General features: G+C 73.7%; 15 protein-coding genes and 1 pseudogene. 13 read left to right on the top strand and 3 right to left on the bottom strand.

Annotated features, from left to right (window positions below; all coding sequences use genetic code 11):
* The first annotated feature begins 18 nt into the window (after positions 1-18).
* From pcaDC to ACWERV_RS25705, 12 genes are all read left to right on the top strand, one after another.
* The gene (gene pcaDC / locus ACWERV_RS25760; protein WP_452937296.1) at positions 19-1,263 is read left to right on the top strand and encodes a bifunctional 3-oxoadipate enol-lactonase/4-carboxymuconolactone decarboxylase PcaDC; all 1,245 of its coding nucleotides are present in this window, start codon (positions 19-21) and stop codon (positions 1,261-1,263) included.
* Between the two features lie 120 nt (positions 1,264-1,383).
* A complete protein-coding gene (locus ACWERV_RS25755; RefSeq protein ID WP_398178750.1) occupies positions 1,384-2,016 on the top strand; it encodes an MBL fold metallo-hydrolase in 633 nt (210 codons plus the stop codon).
* A 35-nt stretch (positions 2,017-2,051) separates the two neighbouring features.
* A complete protein-coding gene (locus tag ACWERV_RS25750) occupies positions 2,052-2,834 on the top strand; it encodes an exodeoxyribonuclease III (RefSeq protein WP_452937178.1) in 783 nt (260 codons plus the stop codon).
* Between the two features lie 84 nt (positions 2,835-2,918).
* Complete coding sequence (locus tag ACWERV_RS25745) at positions 2,919-3,614, top strand: MBL fold metallo-hydrolase (protein WP_452937176.1); 696 nt, start codon at positions 2,919-2,921, stop codon at positions 3,612-3,614.
* A 204-nt stretch (positions 3,615-3,818) separates the two neighbouring features.
* Positions 3,819-4,070, top strand: coding sequence for a TfoX/Sxy family DNA transformation protein (locus ACWERV_RS25740; RefSeq protein ID WP_031515493.1), 252 nt, complete (start codon positions 3,819-3,821; stop codon positions 4,068-4,070).
* Between the two features lie 9 nt (positions 4,071-4,079).
* The gene (locus ACWERV_RS25735; protein WP_398178759.1) at positions 4,080-4,823 is read left to right on the top strand and encodes an amino acid ABC transporter ATP-binding protein; all 744 of its coding nucleotides are present in this window, start codon (positions 4,080-4,082) and stop codon (positions 4,821-4,823) included.
* Positions 4,824-4,879: 56 nt separating this feature from the next.
* Complete coding sequence (locus tag ACWERV_RS25730) at positions 4,880-5,821, top strand: glutamate ABC transporter substrate-binding protein (RefSeq protein WP_452937171.1); 942 nt, start codon at positions 4,880-4,882, stop codon at positions 5,819-5,821.
* On the top strand, positions 5,821-6,465 hold the full coding sequence (locus ACWERV_RS25725) for an amino acid ABC transporter permease (RefSeq protein ID WP_398178764.1): 645 nt from the start codon (positions 5,821-5,823) through the stop codon (positions 6,463-6,465). The genes ACWERV_RS25730 and ACWERV_RS25725 overlap by 1 nt, the downstream gene beginning before the upstream one ends.
* Positions 6,462-7,313, top strand: a complete 852-nt coding sequence (locus ACWERV_RS25720) for an amino acid ABC transporter permease (protein ID WP_452937168.1) — start codon at positions 6,462-6,464, stop codon at positions 7,311-7,313. Before ACWERV_RS25725 ends, ACWERV_RS25720 begins: the two co-directional genes overlap by 4 nt.
* Positions 7,314-7,455: 142 nt before the next feature.
* Positions 7,456-9,324, top strand: a complete 1,869-nt coding sequence (locus tag ACWERV_RS25715) for a transketolase (protein WP_452937165.1) — start codon at positions 7,456-7,458, stop codon at positions 9,322-9,324.
* A 163-nt stretch (positions 9,325-9,487) separates the two neighbouring features.
* Positions 9,488-10,492 (top strand): SGNH/GDSL hydrolase family protein, encoded by a 1,005-nt coding sequence (locus tag ACWERV_RS25710; protein ID WP_452937163.1) that lies wholly within the window; start codon positions 9,488-9,490, stop codon positions 10,490-10,492.
* 63 nt (positions 10,493-10,555) lie between these two features.
* A complete protein-coding gene (locus tag ACWERV_RS25705) occupies positions 10,556-11,308 on the top strand; it encodes a ZIP family metal transporter (RefSeq protein ID WP_452937160.1) in 753 nt (250 codons plus the stop codon).
* On the opposite strand, the gene ACWERV_RS25700 is transcribed toward ACWERV_RS25705, so the two are convergent.
* The 3 genes from ACWERV_RS25700 to ACWERV_RS25690 form a co-directional block, all read right to left on the bottom strand.
* The gene (locus ACWERV_RS25700) at positions 11,277-12,062 is read right to left on the bottom strand and encodes a hypothetical protein (RefSeq protein WP_398178779.1); all 786 of its coding nucleotides are present in this window, start codon (positions 12,060-12,062) and stop codon (positions 11,277-11,279) included. The two genes, ACWERV_RS25705 and ACWERV_RS25700, sit on opposite strands and share 32 nt — an antisense overlap.
* 77 nt (positions 12,063-12,139) lie before the next feature.
* Positions 12,140-12,697, bottom strand: a complete 558-nt coding sequence (locus ACWERV_RS25695; RefSeq protein WP_398178782.1) for an isochorismatase family protein — start codon at positions 12,695-12,697, stop codon at positions 12,140-12,142.
* A complete protein-coding gene (locus ACWERV_RS25690) occupies positions 12,694-13,158 on the bottom strand; it encodes a MarR family winged helix-turn-helix transcriptional regulator (RefSeq protein WP_452937155.1) in 465 nt (154 codons plus the stop codon). The genes ACWERV_RS25695 and ACWERV_RS25690 overlap by 4 nt, the downstream gene beginning before the upstream one ends.
* Positions 13,159-13,435: 277 nt before the next feature.
* On the opposite strand from ACWERV_RS25690, the pseudogene ACWERV_RS25685 reads away from it, so the two are divergent.
* Positions 13,436-14,100: pseudogene (locus tag ACWERV_RS25685) on the top strand (hypothetical protein); the annotation flags it as partial.

Raw genomic sequence — 14,100 nt, 5'->3', positions numbered from 1 at the left:
GTGCCCGCGGACGAAGAGATGGACGACCTCTACGAGGACGCCCCGCCGTTGCAGTACCGCTTCGACGGCCCCGAGAGCGGACCCGTGATCGTCCTCGGGCCGGCCCTGGGCGCCACCTGGCACATGTGGGACCGGCAACTGCCGGCGCTCAGCGAGACCTGGCGGGTGCTGCGCTACGAGCTGCCCGGCCACGGCGGCGCGCCCGCCGAGCCCGCGTCCTCCGTGGACGACCTGGCCCGGCGGCTGCTCGCGGTCCTGGACGACGAGGGCATCGACACCTTCGGCTACGCGGGCTGCGCGCTCGGCGCCGCCATCGGCGCCCGGCTGGCACTGCTGCGCCCCGACCGGGTCGCGGCCCTCGCCCTGGTGTCGGCCTCGCCGCGCTTCAACACCGCCGACATGTGGCGGCAGCGCGGTGTCGTGGTGCGCGCCAACGGACTGGAGCGCACCGCGCAGGCCAACCTCCAGCGCTGGTTCACCGAGGCCTTCGTCGCCACCCAGCCGGCGATCACCGAGTGGGCCGTGCGGATGGTCGCCACCACCGACCAGGCCTGCTACGTCGCCGCGTGCGAGGCGCTCGCCGCCTTCGACATCCGCGACGCGCTCGGCAGCATCAGCGTGCCGACCCTGGTCGTGGCGGGCGCCGACGACACCGAGACGCCGCCCGCGGACGCCCGCGCGCTCATCGCCGGCATCCCCGACGCGCGGCTCGCCGTCGTGCCCGCCACCGGCCACCTGGCGCCCGTCGAGGAGCCCGCCGCGGTCGGCGAGCTGCTCGCGACGCACTTCGCCACCGCGTGGCAGGAACCCGGCGCGGCTGTGCCGCAGCCCCCGCCGCCCGTCTCGCCGGTGCCCGCGCCCCGGGCGGCGGCCCCCGCCCCCGACCAGCTCGCGGCGGGCATGCGGATGCGCGGCGAGGTCATCGGCGGCAGCGCGGCCACCGACCGGCCGCCCGCCGCCCCCGGTGCCTTCGGCAGCGGCTTCGACGCCTTCGCCACCCGTTACGCGTGGGGCGAGATATGGGCCCGGCCGGGCCTGGACCGCCGCACCCGGGCGTGCGTCACGCTCACCGCGCTGACCGCGACCGGCCAGCTCGGCGAGCTGGCCGACCACGTCCGGGGCGCGCTGCGGATCGGGCTGAGCCCTGCCGAGATCGAGGAGGTGCTCGTGCACGCCTCGGTCTACTGCGGGCTGCCCGCCGCGCGCGCCGCGATCAGCGCCGCCCGCACGGTCGTCGAGGAGGAGACCGGCGGGCATCCGTAGTCCGCACAGAGGCGGGCGCCGCGGCGAGCGGCCCCGCCGGTTCGACCCGGCCCGTACCGGGCGGGGAGTCCGAGGGACCGGAAGGTCCCGCCGTCATGTCCTGGCAAGGATGGGAATTCCGTGAAGCTGACCAAGAAACGGCACGCCTGCGTCCGGCTGGTCAAGGACGGGCACACGCTCGTCGTCGACCCCGGCGTCTTCAGCGAGGACGACGCCGCGGCGGGCGCCGACGTCATCCTCGTCACCCACGAGCACCCCGACCACTTCGACCCGGCGAAGCTGCACGCCGCCCTGGAGGCCGACCCGGCGGCCGAGCTGTGGACGCTCGCGAGCGTCGCGGACCAGCTCTCGGCGGCCTTCCCCGGGCGCGTGCACACCGTCGGCCACGGCGACACCTTCACCGCCGCCGGGTTCGACGTCCAGGTGCACGGCGAGCTGCACGCCGTGATCCACCCGGACATCCCGCGCATCACCAACGTCGGCTACCTCGTGGACGGCGCCGTCTTCCACCCCGGCGACGCCCTCACCGTGCCCGGCCACCCGGTGGACACGCTGCTGCTGCCGGTCATGGCGCCCTGGAACAAGCTCTCCGAGGTCGTCGACTACGTCCGCGAGGTCAAGCCGCGCCGCACGGTCGACGTGCACGACGCGCTGCTCGCCGACCTGGCCCGGCCGATGTACGACATGCAGCTCGGCAACCTGAGCGGCGCCGACCACCTGCGGCTGGCGTCCGGCGAGGACACCGGCGCCTGAGACCGGCTGTCCTACCCAGCCGCTAGGTTGGGGACATGCGCATCGCGACCTGGAACATCAACTCGATCACCGCCCGTCTGCCGCGCCTGCTCGGCTGGCTGGAGAGCAGCGGCACGGACGTCCTGTGCGTCCAGGAGACCAAGTGCTCGGACGCGCAGTTCCCGTACGACGAGCTGCGCGAGCTGGGGTACGAGGCGGCCGTCAACGCCGACGGGCGGTGGAACGGAGTGGCGGTCATCTCCCGGGTGGGCCTGGCCGACGTGGTCAAGGGCCTGCCCGGCGGCCCCGGCTACGACGGGGTGCAGGAGCCCCGCGCGGTGTCGGCGACCTGCGGCGGCGCGGTCCGTGTGTGGTCGGTCTACGTGCCCAACGGCCGCGAGATCGGCCACGCGCACTACGCGTACAAGCTGGAGTGGTTCGAGGCGCTGCGCGCGGCCGTGGCCGACGGCGCCGCGGCCGACCTGCCCTTCGCGGTGCTCGGCGACTACAACGTGGCGCCCACCGACGAGGACGTCTGGGACACCGCCCCCTTCGAGGGCCAGACGCATGTCACCGCCCCCGAGCGCGAGGCGCTGGCCGCCCTGCGCGGCACGGGCCTGACCGACGTGATGCCCCGCCCGCTCAAGTACGACCACCCGTACACGTACTGGGACTACCGCCAGCTGGCCTTCCCGAAGAACCGCGGCATGCGCATCGACCTGGTCTACGGCAACGCCCCCTTCGCCAAGGCCGTCTCGGACGCGTATGTCGACCGCGAGGAGCGCAAGGGCAAGGGCGCCTCCGACCACGCGCCCGTCGTGGTCGATCTCGACGTCTGAGCCGGGCGGCCCGCGCCGGACCGGCCGTGCGCTCTCGGCGAAAGAAGCGCCGGGCGGCCCGGTGACGCGGTTACGTTCGCCGCCATGGACGTCATCGAGCTGCTCCCCTCCCTGCACATGCTGCGGTTTCCGGTGGGATCCGCCTATCTGTGGTCCGACGACGACGCGTTGACGCTCGTCGACAGCGGCGCCGTGGGCGCCGCCGCCGAGATCACCGCGGCCGTCCGCGAACTGGGCCGCGACCCCGCCGACATCCGGCGCATCGTGCTCACCCACTTCCACGAGGACCACACCGGCGGCGCCGCCGAGCTGCGCGCGGCGACCGGCGCCGCCGTCCTCGCGCACCGCCTGGAGGCACCGGTGGTCAGCGGCGCCGTCCCCGGCCCGCCCCCGGTCCTGCGCGACTGGGAGGTGCCGATCCGCGCGAGCGTTCCCGCGCTGCCGCCCGCCCCGCCCGTCACCGTCGACCGTGAACTGGAGGACGGCGACATCCTGGACTTCGGCGGCGGCGCCGAGGTGCTGTGGACCCCGGGCCACACCGACGGCAGCATCGCCGTCCACCTGCCCGGCCCCGGCGTGCTGTTCACCGGCGACACCGCCGCCAACGTCGGCCGCGTCATGCCCGGCGTCTTCCACACCGACCCCGACCGCGCCCTGGACTCCTACCGGCGGCTGGCCGCGCTCGACGCGGCCGTGGTCTGCTTCGGGCACGGCGACGCCCTCCTGGACGGCGGCTGCGCAGCGCTGCGCTCGGCGGACGCGCCCGCGGCGGACGGCTGACGGCCGGCCGCCGTCCGGCGTCCACCTGGTGACCGCGGTGTCACTCGAAACGGTGGCGTGCACGGCGTGGCGGGGGACGGGCAGGGCGTGTCAAGGGCGTGATCGACCGGCTGCGGCACGGCATATGTGCATGATGGCGGCACACGTTCCCTGATCCGACTCTCCTCCACACCCACCTCACAGCCGTGCAACCGGAGGCACCACGTGGACTCCCTACAGCAGCTGCCGAACATCGGGGCGGTGCTCGCCGAACGCCTGCGCCGCGCGGGCGTCGACGACGCGGGCGAACTGCGCCGGCTGGGCTCCGGGCGGGCCTTCGAGAAGATCCGCCCGGAACTGCCCGAAGACGCCTGCACCCACACCCTGCTGGCCCTCGAAGGCGCATTGCGCGGGATGCGGTGGACCGCCATCCCGCAGACCGAGCGCGACACGCTCGTCCACCGCGTGCTCGGCTGATCCCGCGGTATGCCGGCAGAGCCGCTGATCGTCCTCGACGGCGTCAACAAGCACTTCGGGCAGCTCCATGTGCTCAAGGACATCGACCTGACCGTGGCGCGCGGCGAGGTCGTGGTGGTCATCGGCCCCTCCGGCTCGGGCAAGTCCACGCTGTGCCGGGCGATCAACCGGCTGGAGCCGGTGCAGTCCGGCACCATCACCGTCGACGGCAGCCCGCTGCCCGCCGAGGGCCGCGCGCTCGCCCGGCTGCGGGCCGACGTCGGCATGGTCTTCCAGTCCTTCAACCTCTTCGCGCACCGCACCGTGCTGGACAACGTGACGCTGGCACCGCTCAAGGTGCGCCGCCGCGCCAAGGCCGACGCGGTGCGCCGGGGCCGTGAACTCCTCGACCGCGTCGGCCTGCTGGACCACGCCGACAAGCTGCCCGCCCAGCTCTCCGGCGGGCAGCAGCAGCGCGTCGCGATCGCCCGCGCGCTCGCGATGGATCCCAAGGTGATGCTCTTCGACGAGCCGACCTCCGCCCTCGACCCGGAGATGATCAACGAGGTGCTGGCGGTCATGCAGCAGCTCGCCGAGGAGGGCATGACGATGGTCGTGGTCACCCACGAGATGGGCTTCGCGCGGTCGGCCGCGGACCGCGTGGTCTTCATGGCCGACGGGCGGATCGTCGAGGACCGGGTGCCAGAGGAGTTCTTCACCGACCCCCGCACCGACCGGGCCCGCGACTTCCTGTCCAAGATCCTCCACCACTGACACCACTGACACCACTGACGTCACTGCCACCGCCGACCCGCCGGGACCCCTGTCACGTGAGAGCCACGCCGCGCCGCACCCCGCGGACCGCCGCCCCGCTGCTGCTGGTCCTGATCGCACTCGCCGTCCTCGCGCCGCTGGCCGGCTGCGGCCGGTCCGGCAGCCCGCCCGTCAAGGGTCCCAAACCCGGCGACCTGCCCTCCTACCGCGTCGACAGCTCCTTCTCGCTGCCCGCCTCGCCCACCTGGAAGCGGGCCCACAGCCGCGGCCGGCTCGTCGTCGGGGTCAAGGACGACCAGCCCTACCTCGGCGAGAAGGACCCCGCCACGGGCGTCTACTCGGGCTTCGACATCGAGATCGCCAGGATGACGGCCGCCTCCCTGGGCTTCCCGGCGAACCGCATCACCTTCAAGGCCATCGCGTCCGCGAACCGGGAGACCTCACTGAGCAACGGCCAGATCGACATGTACGTCGGCACCTACACCATCAACCCGCTGCGCAAACGCCAGGTCGGCTTCGCCGGGCCCTACTACATGGCCGGGCAGAGCCTGCTGGTGCGGTCGGACGAGAACGACATCCACGGGCCGCAGGACCTGAAGGGCAAGAAGGTCTGCTCCGCGGCCGGTTCCAGCTCCATCCAGCGCATCCAGTCCGACTACCCGGACGCCACCCCGGTCACGTACGACACCTACTCGGTGTGCGTGGACAACCTGCTCACCTTCCAGGTCGACGCGGTGACCACCGACGACGCGATCCTGGTGGGCTACGCGGCCAAGGCGCCCAAGGAGATGAAGGTCGTCGGCAAGCCCTTCTCGCAGGAGCCCTACGGGATCGGGGTGAGCCGCTCCGACACCGCGCTGCGCCTCGCGCTGGACGACGCGATCGTGGCGCACGAGCGCAACGGCGACTGGAAGCGGGCCTACGACGCCACGCTCGGCCTGTCCGGCGTGCCCGCGCCGAAGCCGCCACCGGTGGACCGCTACCCCGGGGGCGGCTGATGGACGTCCTGACCCAGAACTTCTCCCTGTACGGCAAGGGCCTGTGGGGCACCGTCCAGCTCACGCTGCTCGCCGGGGCGCTGTCGCTCGTGGTGGGGGTGCTCGTCGCGGGCTGCCGGGTCTCGCCGGTCAAGGCGCTGCGGGCGTTCGGCACGGCGTGGGTGACGGTACTGCGCAACACGCCGCTGACGCTGCTGTTCTTCGCCGTGCTGCTGGGGCTGCCGCGGTTCGGGGTGGTGCTGCCCTTCCAGCTCTTCGCGATCCTGGCGCTCGGCGCCTACACCTCGGCCTTCATCTGCGAGGCGGTGCGGTCCGGGATCAACACCGTGCCGCTCGGCCAGGGCGAGGCGGCCCGCAGCCTCGGCATGAACTTCACCCAGACCCTCGCGCTGGTGGTGCTGCCGCAGGCGGCCCGCTCGGTGATCTCGCCGATCGGCTCCACCCTGATCGCGCTGGCCAAGAACTCCGCGATCGCCGGGTCCTTCTCCGTCACCGAACTGCTCGGCACCTACAAACCGCTCAACGAACAGGGCTACGGGATCGTGTGGACCTTCGTGTGGATCGCGGTCGGCTACCTCGTCGTCACCCTCGCGCTGGCGGGCGTCTTCGCCGTGCTGGAGCGGAAGTTCGGGGTGCCGCGATGACCGCCGGGTCCGGGAGCAGCGCCCTCTACGACATCCCCGGCCCGCGCGCGCTCGCCCGGCACCGGCTCTACGCCTGGATCACCACGGCGCTGCTGGCCGCGGTCGTCGGCTTCGTCGTGTACAAGCTGGTCGAGACCGGGCAGTTCTCCGCGGTGAAGTGGCGGCCGTTCACGTACAAGGGCATCCAGCGGCTGCTGCTCACGGGGCTGAAGAACACCCTCAAGGCCTTCGGCTGGGCGGCGCTGGCCTCGCTCGTCTTCGGGGTCGTCTTCGCCGCCGGGCGGCTGTCCGACCACCGGGCGGTGCGCTGGGTGAGCGCGCTGGTGGTGGAGTTCTTCCGGGCCATGCCGCTGCTGGTGATGATCTTCTTCATCTTCATCGCCCTGAAGTTCGACCCGATGATCGCGCTGGTCATCGGCCTGACCCTGTACAACGGCTCGGTGCTGGCCGAGGTCTTCCGCTCCGGCGTCAACGCCGTCCCGCGTGGCCAGCGCGAGGCGGCCTACGCGCTCGGCATGCGCAAGACGCAGGTCATGACCTACGTCCTCGTGCCGCAGGCGGCCCGCGCGATGCTGCCGGCGATCGTCAGCCAGCTGGTGGTGGCCCTCAAGGACACCTCGCTCGGCTATCTGATCACCTACCAGGAGTTCCTCTACTCCGGGAAGCTCATCGCCACCAACCTCGACTACGACCTGCCCTTCATCCCCGTCGTGATGGTGATCGCGCCCATCTACATCGGCATGTGCATGCTGCTGTCGTGGTGCGCCAACCGGCTCGCCCGGCACGAGCGGCGCAGCCCCAGGGCCGAGGCCGTCCCCGTACGGACCGAGCTGCCGCAGGAGATCTGAGGCCGCAGGGGATCTGAGGCCGCCGACGGTTCTCACGCACGGTCGCCGCCGCCGCACGGTACGCGTTCCCGGTTTGCCCCGGGCTGTCCCGGGCAGCCGCATCGCAGGGACGGACCGACCCCGCGAGGAGGACGACGGCGCCATGAACGACACCATCACCCACACCCCCGTCACGAGTGACACCGACCTCGCAGAGCTGGGCCAGCAGCTGCGTGTCGACTCGGTCAGGGCCGCCGCGGCCGCCGGGTCCGGGCACCCCACCTCGTCGATGTCGGCCGCCGACCTGATGGCCGTCCTGCTCGCCCGGCACCTGCACTACGACTTCGCCCACCCGGACCGGCCGGGGAACGACCATCTGATCCTCTCCAAGGGCCACGCCTCCCCGCTGCTGTACTCCGCCTACAAGGCGGCCGGGGCCATCAGCGACGACGAGCTGCTGACCTTCCGCAAGCGCGGCAGCCGCATGGAGGGCCACCCCACCCCCCGGCTGCCCTGGGTCGACGTGGCCACCGGCTCGCTCGGCCAGGGCCTGCCCATCGGCGTCGGCGTCGCCCTCGCGGGCGCCCGCCTGGACAAGGCGCCCTACCGCACCTGGGTGCTGTGCGGGGACAGCGAGATGGCCGAGGGTTCGGTGTGGGAGGCCATGGAGGCCGCCGGCATGGAGGGCCTGGACAACCTCACGCTGATCGTCGACGTCAACCGGCTCGGCCAGCGCGGGCCCACCCGGCACGGCTGGGACCTCGACGCGTACGCCCGGCGGATCCGCGCCTTCGGCTGGCACACCGTCGAGATCGACGGCCACGACATCGCCGCCATCGACCAGGCCATGGCCAAGGCCCGGGACACCCGCGGCGCCCCCACCGCGATCATCGCCCGGACCCGCAAGGGCCGCGGGGTGGCCGCCGTCGAGAACCAGGAGGGCAAGCACGGCAAGCCGGTGCCCGACGCCGACGAGGCGATCCGCGAGCTGGGCGGCCGCCGCGACCTGCGGGTCGAGGTCCAGCCCCCGTCGGACACCGCACCGCCCGAGCGCGGCGGCGGCGACCCGCACACCGCGCTGCCCCGCTACCCCACCGGCGGCTCGCCCGTCGCCACCCGCACCGCCTTCGGCGAGACGCTGGCCGCCCTCGGCTCGCTGCACGACGACGTCGTGGTGCTGGACGGCGAGGTCGGCGACTCCACCAAGGCCCAGCTCTTCGCCGCCGACCACCCCGAGCGCTACTTCGAGTGCTACATCGCCGAGCAGCAGCTCATCGGCGCCGCCGTCGGCTTCGGGGTGTGCGGCTGGACGCCCTTCGCCGCGACCTTCGCCGCCTTCCTCACCCGCGCCCACGACTTCCTGCGGATGGCCGCGGTCAGCCGCTCGCGGATCAACGTCGTCGGCACCCACGCGGGCGTCGCGATCGGCGAGGACGGCCCCTCCCAGATGGCGCTGGAGGACCTGGCCATGATGCGCTCGCTGCACGGCAGCACCGTGCTCTACCCCTGCGACGCCAACCAGACCGTGCAGCTCATGACCGCCATGGCCGACCGCCCCGGCATCAGCTACCTGCGCGCCACCCGCGGCGACACCCCCGTCATCTACGGCCCCGACGACGCCTTCCCGGTCGGCGGCAGCAAGGTGCTGCGCTCCCACCCCGACGACCAGGTCACCCTGATCGGCGCGGGCGTCACCGTGCACGAGGCGCTGGCCGCCGCCGACCAGCTCGTCGCCGACGGCATCCGGGCCCGCGTGCTGGACCTCTACTCGGTCAAGCCCGTCGACACCCAGGCGCTGCGCACCGCCGCCGAGGCCACCGGGCGGTTCGTCATCGCCGAGGACCACCACCCCGAGGGCGGCCTCGCCGACGCCGTGATGGAGTCCTTCGGCAACGGATTCCCCGCCCCCCGGCACACCCGGCTCGCCGTCTTCACCATGCCGGGCTCGGCGACCCCCGCCGAGCAGCTCGACGCCGCGGGCATCCACGCCTCCTCCATCGCCGCCGCGGCCCGCAAGCTCGTCACGACCTGAGCGCATGACCGAAGGGCCGGGCCCGTACGCGTCCCGTACGGGCCCGGCCCTTGCGAACGCCGGGTGACGCCCGCATGGAGTAAGTGCGTCGTGCCCATTGACAGCGCACCGCGCGCGGCTGAAACCTTGCTCGACGTCAGCGTCGACGCAGGGGAGGGGCCGCATGGCGGCGATATCCGGTACGGGCAGGGGCAGCGCGGACACGGCGGGGGAGGAGTCCCCCGGACGTTCCGGACGCTCCGGACGTTCGGGGCGGCGGGCCGCGGCCCTCGGTGCCGCCGCGATCGGCGGGGCCCTCGCGCTCACCGCCGCCGCCGTCAGCCCCGCCGCCGCGCACGGCGACCCGCACCACGGCCACCACGGCCGTCCGCCCGCCCACAGCGCGCCCCCCGTCGACTACGTCGCCCTCGGCGACTCCTACACCTCGGCCCCCGGCGTGCCCGCCCAGATCGACGCGAACTGCGTGCGCTCCGACCACAACTACCCCTCGCTCGTCGCCGCCGCCCGGCACTACCGCGGCTTCACCGACGTCAGCTGCGGCGGCGCCACCACCGCCCAGATGTGGCAGGCCCAGGGCACCAACCCGGCCCAGCTCACCGCCGTCACCCGCGACACCGACCTGGTCACGCTGCAGATCGGCGGCAACGACGTCGGCTTCGGCTCGATCATCGCCACCTGCGCGGGCCTGAGCGTCACCGCCCCGGCCGGCAGCCCCTGCAAGGACCACTACGGCGCGGGCGGCACCGACCAGCTCACCCTCGCCGTGCTGCGGACCGCCCCCGAGGTCGCCAAGGTGCTGCGCGCGATCCACCGGCAGGCCCCGCACGCCAAGGTCGTCGTGGTCGGCTACCCCGACCTGCTGCCCGACCAGGGCCCCGGCTGCTTCCCCGCGGTGCCCTTCGCCGCCGGTGACGTGCCCTACCTGCGCTCCACCGAGAAGAAGCTCAACGCCATGCTGCGGGTCGAGGCGCTGCTCGGCGGGGCCTCGTACACCGACACCTACGGCCCGACCGTCGGCCACGACATGTGCCAGGCGCCCGCGGACCGCTGGATCGAGCCGCTGACCCCCGCTCCGCCCGCCGCTCCCGCGCATCCGAACGCGGCCGGCGAGCAGGCGATGGCCGCCGCGCTGTCGGACACCCTGGACGGCCGCGGGCACCGCCGCTGACCTGGACCGCAGGTAAGGCGACCCTGAGTCGCGGGCGCGCGCGGCGTCATGGATCATCGACCCATGCCGGTCCTGATAGCCGCGTGCGCCTTCGCCATGACACTCGTCGGCGGAGTCGTCGCCCACCGCATCGGAGACCGCCGCCACCTCGTCCTCGGACTCGCCGCCGGACTGATGCTCGGTGTCGTCGGTTTCGATCTGCTGCCCGAGGCGCTGGAGACCCAGCGCCGGGTCGTCCACGGGGTGCCCGCGGCGCTGCTGATGTTCGTCGCGGGCTTCCTCGCGCTCCACGTCATCGAGCGCTCGGTCGCCATCCACCGCGCCCACGAGGGCGAGTACGCCCCGCACGCGCACGGCCACGGGCACGCCCACGACCCCGTCAAGGGCATCGGCGTCACCGCCGCCGCGGCCCTGGTCGGCCACAGCGTCATGGACGGCTTCGCGATCGGCGCCGCCTTCCAGGCGGGCAGCACCGTCGGCATCGTCGTGGCCATCGCCGTCGTCGCGCACGACTTCGCGGACGGCTTCAACACCTACACGATCACCCGGATGTACGGGAACGGGCAGCGCCGTGCCCAACTGCTGCTCGGCGCGGACGCGCTCGCCCCCGTCGTCGGCGCCGCGGTGACGCTGGCCTTCACCATCCCGTCCGGCGTGCTCGGCCTCTACCTGGGCTTCTTCGCGGGCTTCCTGCTCTACCTGGCGACCTCGGACATCCTCCCCGAGGCGCACAGCCCGCACCCCTCCAGCTCCACGCTGCTGTGCACCGTCGCCGGGGCGGGCATCATGTGGCTGGTGATTGGTCTCGCTGACTGAGCTTCTTGGCCGCCGCGCGGGCGGCCGACCGGGAGGACGACGTCGCCTGCTTGGACACGTCCGCCACCAGCTCCACGACGTCCGAGCCGTAGGACTGGGAATTCACCACCTTGAGCAGCAGGCAGAAAGTGCCGTCCACCCCGTGCTTGCGCGCCAGCCGGACATGGTGCCGGGCCAGGTAGCGCGCCGCCGCCTGGGTGGCGATGCCGCGCTGGCCCGAGAAGAGGAAGACCGGACGGTCGTTGCCGGTGTCACCGGCCGCCGCGAGCCGCGCCAGGAGCACGTACTCGACCGCGCCCTTCTCCATCTCGTACGCGCTGCCGCCGATGGTGATCGCCCCTTGCAGGGGGCCGGGCGCGGGGTCGGTGTTGACCTCCACACCGGGCAGCATCGAGCGCAGATGCGCGGCCAGCCGGGAGTTCTCCACCGGCCCGCCGACGCAGAACTCGGTGCGCGCGCCGAAGCCCTGCCAGGACGTGTCGTGCGCCAGCACCTCCGTGTGCGCCCCGCACTCCTGGATCACGGCGGCCAGCTCCAGCAGCGCGAACGCGTCGTGCCGGGCCAGGCTCCAGCTCCGCGAGCCCGGGTCGCGCGGCACCACCAGCAGGCACTCGGAGTCCGTCGGCAGCCCGAAGAAACGCTGCTTGCGCCGCAGCCTGCGCTTCCACAGATAGGTACGGGCGTACCAGCCGGCCGCGACGCACACGGCGGCGGCGAGCAGGCCCAGGACCAGGTTCCGGAGGTCGTCGCTCATGGCGCGGCATCGTAGCGTTGTTCGACTGGTGCCGACTACGGCCCGGACCGGGCCGTAGTCGGCCGTCGCCGTGCGGGTCAGGCGGGGAGCAGCGCCAGGATCTCGTCGGCGGTGCCCGTCTCGCCCAGCCGCGGGAAGATCGTCGCGACCGAGCGCTCGTGCGCGGCGAGGTCGGTGTCGGTGACCGAGTCGGTCGCGACCGTGACGTGGTAGCCGTGCTCGTACGCGTCCCGCGCGGTGGACTCCACACCGATGCTGGTGGAGATGCCGCACAGCACGATCTGCGTCACCCCGCGGCGGCGCAGCTCCATGTCCAGGCCGGTGCCGTAGAAGGCGCCCCACTGGCGCTTGGAGACGGTGATGTCCTCCGGCTGCCGGTCCAGCTCGGGCACCAGCTCCGTCCACTCCGCCGGGAAGGACGTGACGGTCGCCGGACCGCCGTCGGTACGGCCGGGCGCCACGCCCGTGACGTTCACCAGGACGACCGGCAGCCCGGCCTTCCGGAAACCGGCCGCCAGCCGGGCACTGCGGGCGACGACACCGTCCGCGGGATGCGCGGTCGGCAGCCCGACGATGCCGCTCTGCAGGTCGATGACGACCAGGGCGGTACGCGGGTCGAGAGTGGTCGCGGTCATTGCGGGACATCTCCTGAGGGGTTGCTGTCGTGCGGGGTCTCCGCCAGGCGGCGGAGCAGCGGGAGCGCCGCCGCGAGCGCGCGGTGCTCCCCGGGAGTGAGCCGGCCGTCGATCGCCTCCGCCAGCCACCCGCGCCGGGCCGCGCGGCCCGACCCGAGCAGGGCGCTGCCGCCCGCGGTCAGCGAGAAGACGACCTGCCGGCCGTCGGTGGGGTGCGGTGCGCGGGCCACGAGCCCGCGCTCCTCCAGCGCGGCGAGCGTCATCCGCATCGACTGCGGCCGCACCAGCTCGCCGCGCGCCAGCGCGGCGGTCGTCGTCGGCCCCTCGGCGGCCAGCCGCCCCATCACCGACTGCTGCGACGGCGTCAGCTCGGCCTCCGCGGAGACCGCCCGCATCCGCCGCCCCAGCCGTGCGACGACGGTGGCCAGCTCGTCCGCCGTCTCGGCACCTTGGCTGCTCACGGGGCCACGGTAGGAGGAGCACAGGAAAACTTGCAAGTTTGCCTGTCGAGTGCGGGGCTCTTCCGGCGGTGGCCGCCGCTGGTCGGGTGAGGGCGGAAGGCGCCGTGTCCGGGCGGCCGGAGCGATCGGTCGCCGCACGAAAACGCTACGTAGCAGTGCCGTAACGCGGCGGGTGTCCAATGCCGTGTCCGACGCGCGCGCCGGGTGCTGCGTCCGAACGCGGCCCGTGGCACGCGCGCCGCGTCCGATTGCCCCGCGGCGGCCGACGGAGGAGCTGTTGACACCGGAATTCCTGCACTGCTTCCGCTCCCTGCTCGCCGCGCTCGGCGAGCGGCCCGGGTGGTACGCGGAGTACGCGCGGCGCGACCCCGACGCGGCCCGCGCGCACGAGACGGGGCACGAGGTGCCGCCCTGGGACGTCGTCCGCACGATCCTGCGCGATCTCGCACGCAACGCCGGGGCCTCCGACGCCGGTCCCGCCGACGTCGGGCGCGTCCACACCCTGCACGCCGCCGCCGTCGCGGCGGAGGACGCCCGCCCCGGTGCCGGGGCCCGCCTGTACGCGCGGCTCGCCGCCGCCGAACGCGCGCACGAAGCCGCCGCAGCCCGCGCCCGCGACGCCGCCCGCGCGCACGCCCGGCAGCCGAGCACCTCCCGCGCGGGCTTCCTCGCCTGGACCCGGGACGACCTGGAACGGGCCGTCGCCCGCCGGACCGCCCTGCACGCCCGGCTGGGCGCGGTGCTCCCGGCCACCGAGCCGCCGGGCGGTACGGACGCGGACGCGGCACCCGCACCGCGGCCGAGGGGCGCCCGGTTCGCCGGGGCGCCCGCGCACGGGGACACGGACGAGCGGCCGGTGTCCGTGCCGCGCGAAGCGGCGCGGTCCGCGGGCGAGCCCGCCCGCGCGCCGCGGGGTGCGCGATTCGCCGGGGCGGCCGCGGG

It is taken from the genome of Streptomyces sp. NPDC004031, assembly GCF_053604375.1.
The sequence above is the reverse complement of the archived record's forward strand: the minus strand, read 5'-3'. Positions and strand labels throughout refer to the sequence as shown.

Excerpts from the sequence above, each read along its gene's own strand:
- ACWERV_RS25750 (WP_452937178.1), top strand. The coding sequence starts at position 2,052 with ATGCGCATCGCGACCTGGAACATCAACTCGATCACCGCCCGTCTGCCG.
- ACWERV_RS25745 (WP_452937176.1), top strand. The coding sequence starts at position 2,919 with ATGGACGTCATCGAGCTGCTCCCCTCCCTGCACATGCTGCGGTTTCCG.
- ACWERV_RS25695 (WP_398178782.1), bottom strand. The coding sequence starts at position 12,697 with ATGACCGCGACCACTCTCGACCCGCGTACCGCCCTGGTCGTCATCGAC.
- ACWERV_RS25715 (WP_452937165.1), top strand. The coding sequence starts at position 7,456 with ATGAACGACACCATCACCCACACCCCCGTCACGAGTGACACCGACCTC.
- ACWERV_RS25700 (WP_398178779.1), bottom strand. The coding sequence starts at position 12,062 with ATGAGCGACGACCTCCGGAACCTGGTCCTGGGCCTGCTCGCCGCCGCC.
- ACWERV_RS25705 (WP_452937160.1), top strand. The coding sequence starts at position 10,556 with ATGCCGGTCCTGATAGCCGCGTGCGCCTTCGCCATGACACTCGTCGGC.
- ACWERV_RS25720 (WP_452937168.1), top strand. The coding sequence starts at position 6,462 with ATGACCGCCGGGTCCGGGAGCAGCGCCCTCTACGACATCCCCGGCCCG.
- ACWERV_RS25725 (WP_398178764.1), top strand. The coding sequence starts at position 5,821 with ATGGACGTCCTGACCCAGAACTTCTCCCTGTACGGCAAGGGCCTGTGG.
- ACWERV_RS25735 (WP_398178759.1), top strand. The coding sequence starts at position 4,080 with ATGCCGGCAGAGCCGCTGATCGTCCTCGACGGCGTCAACAAGCACTTC.
- pcaDC (WP_452937296.1), top strand. The coding sequence starts at position 19 with ATGGACGACCTCTACGAGGACGCCCCGCCGTTGCAGTACCGCTTCGAC.
- ACWERV_RS25710 (WP_452937163.1), top strand. The coding sequence starts at position 9,488 with ATGGCGGCGATATCCGGTACGGGCAGGGGCAGCGCGGACACGGCGGGG.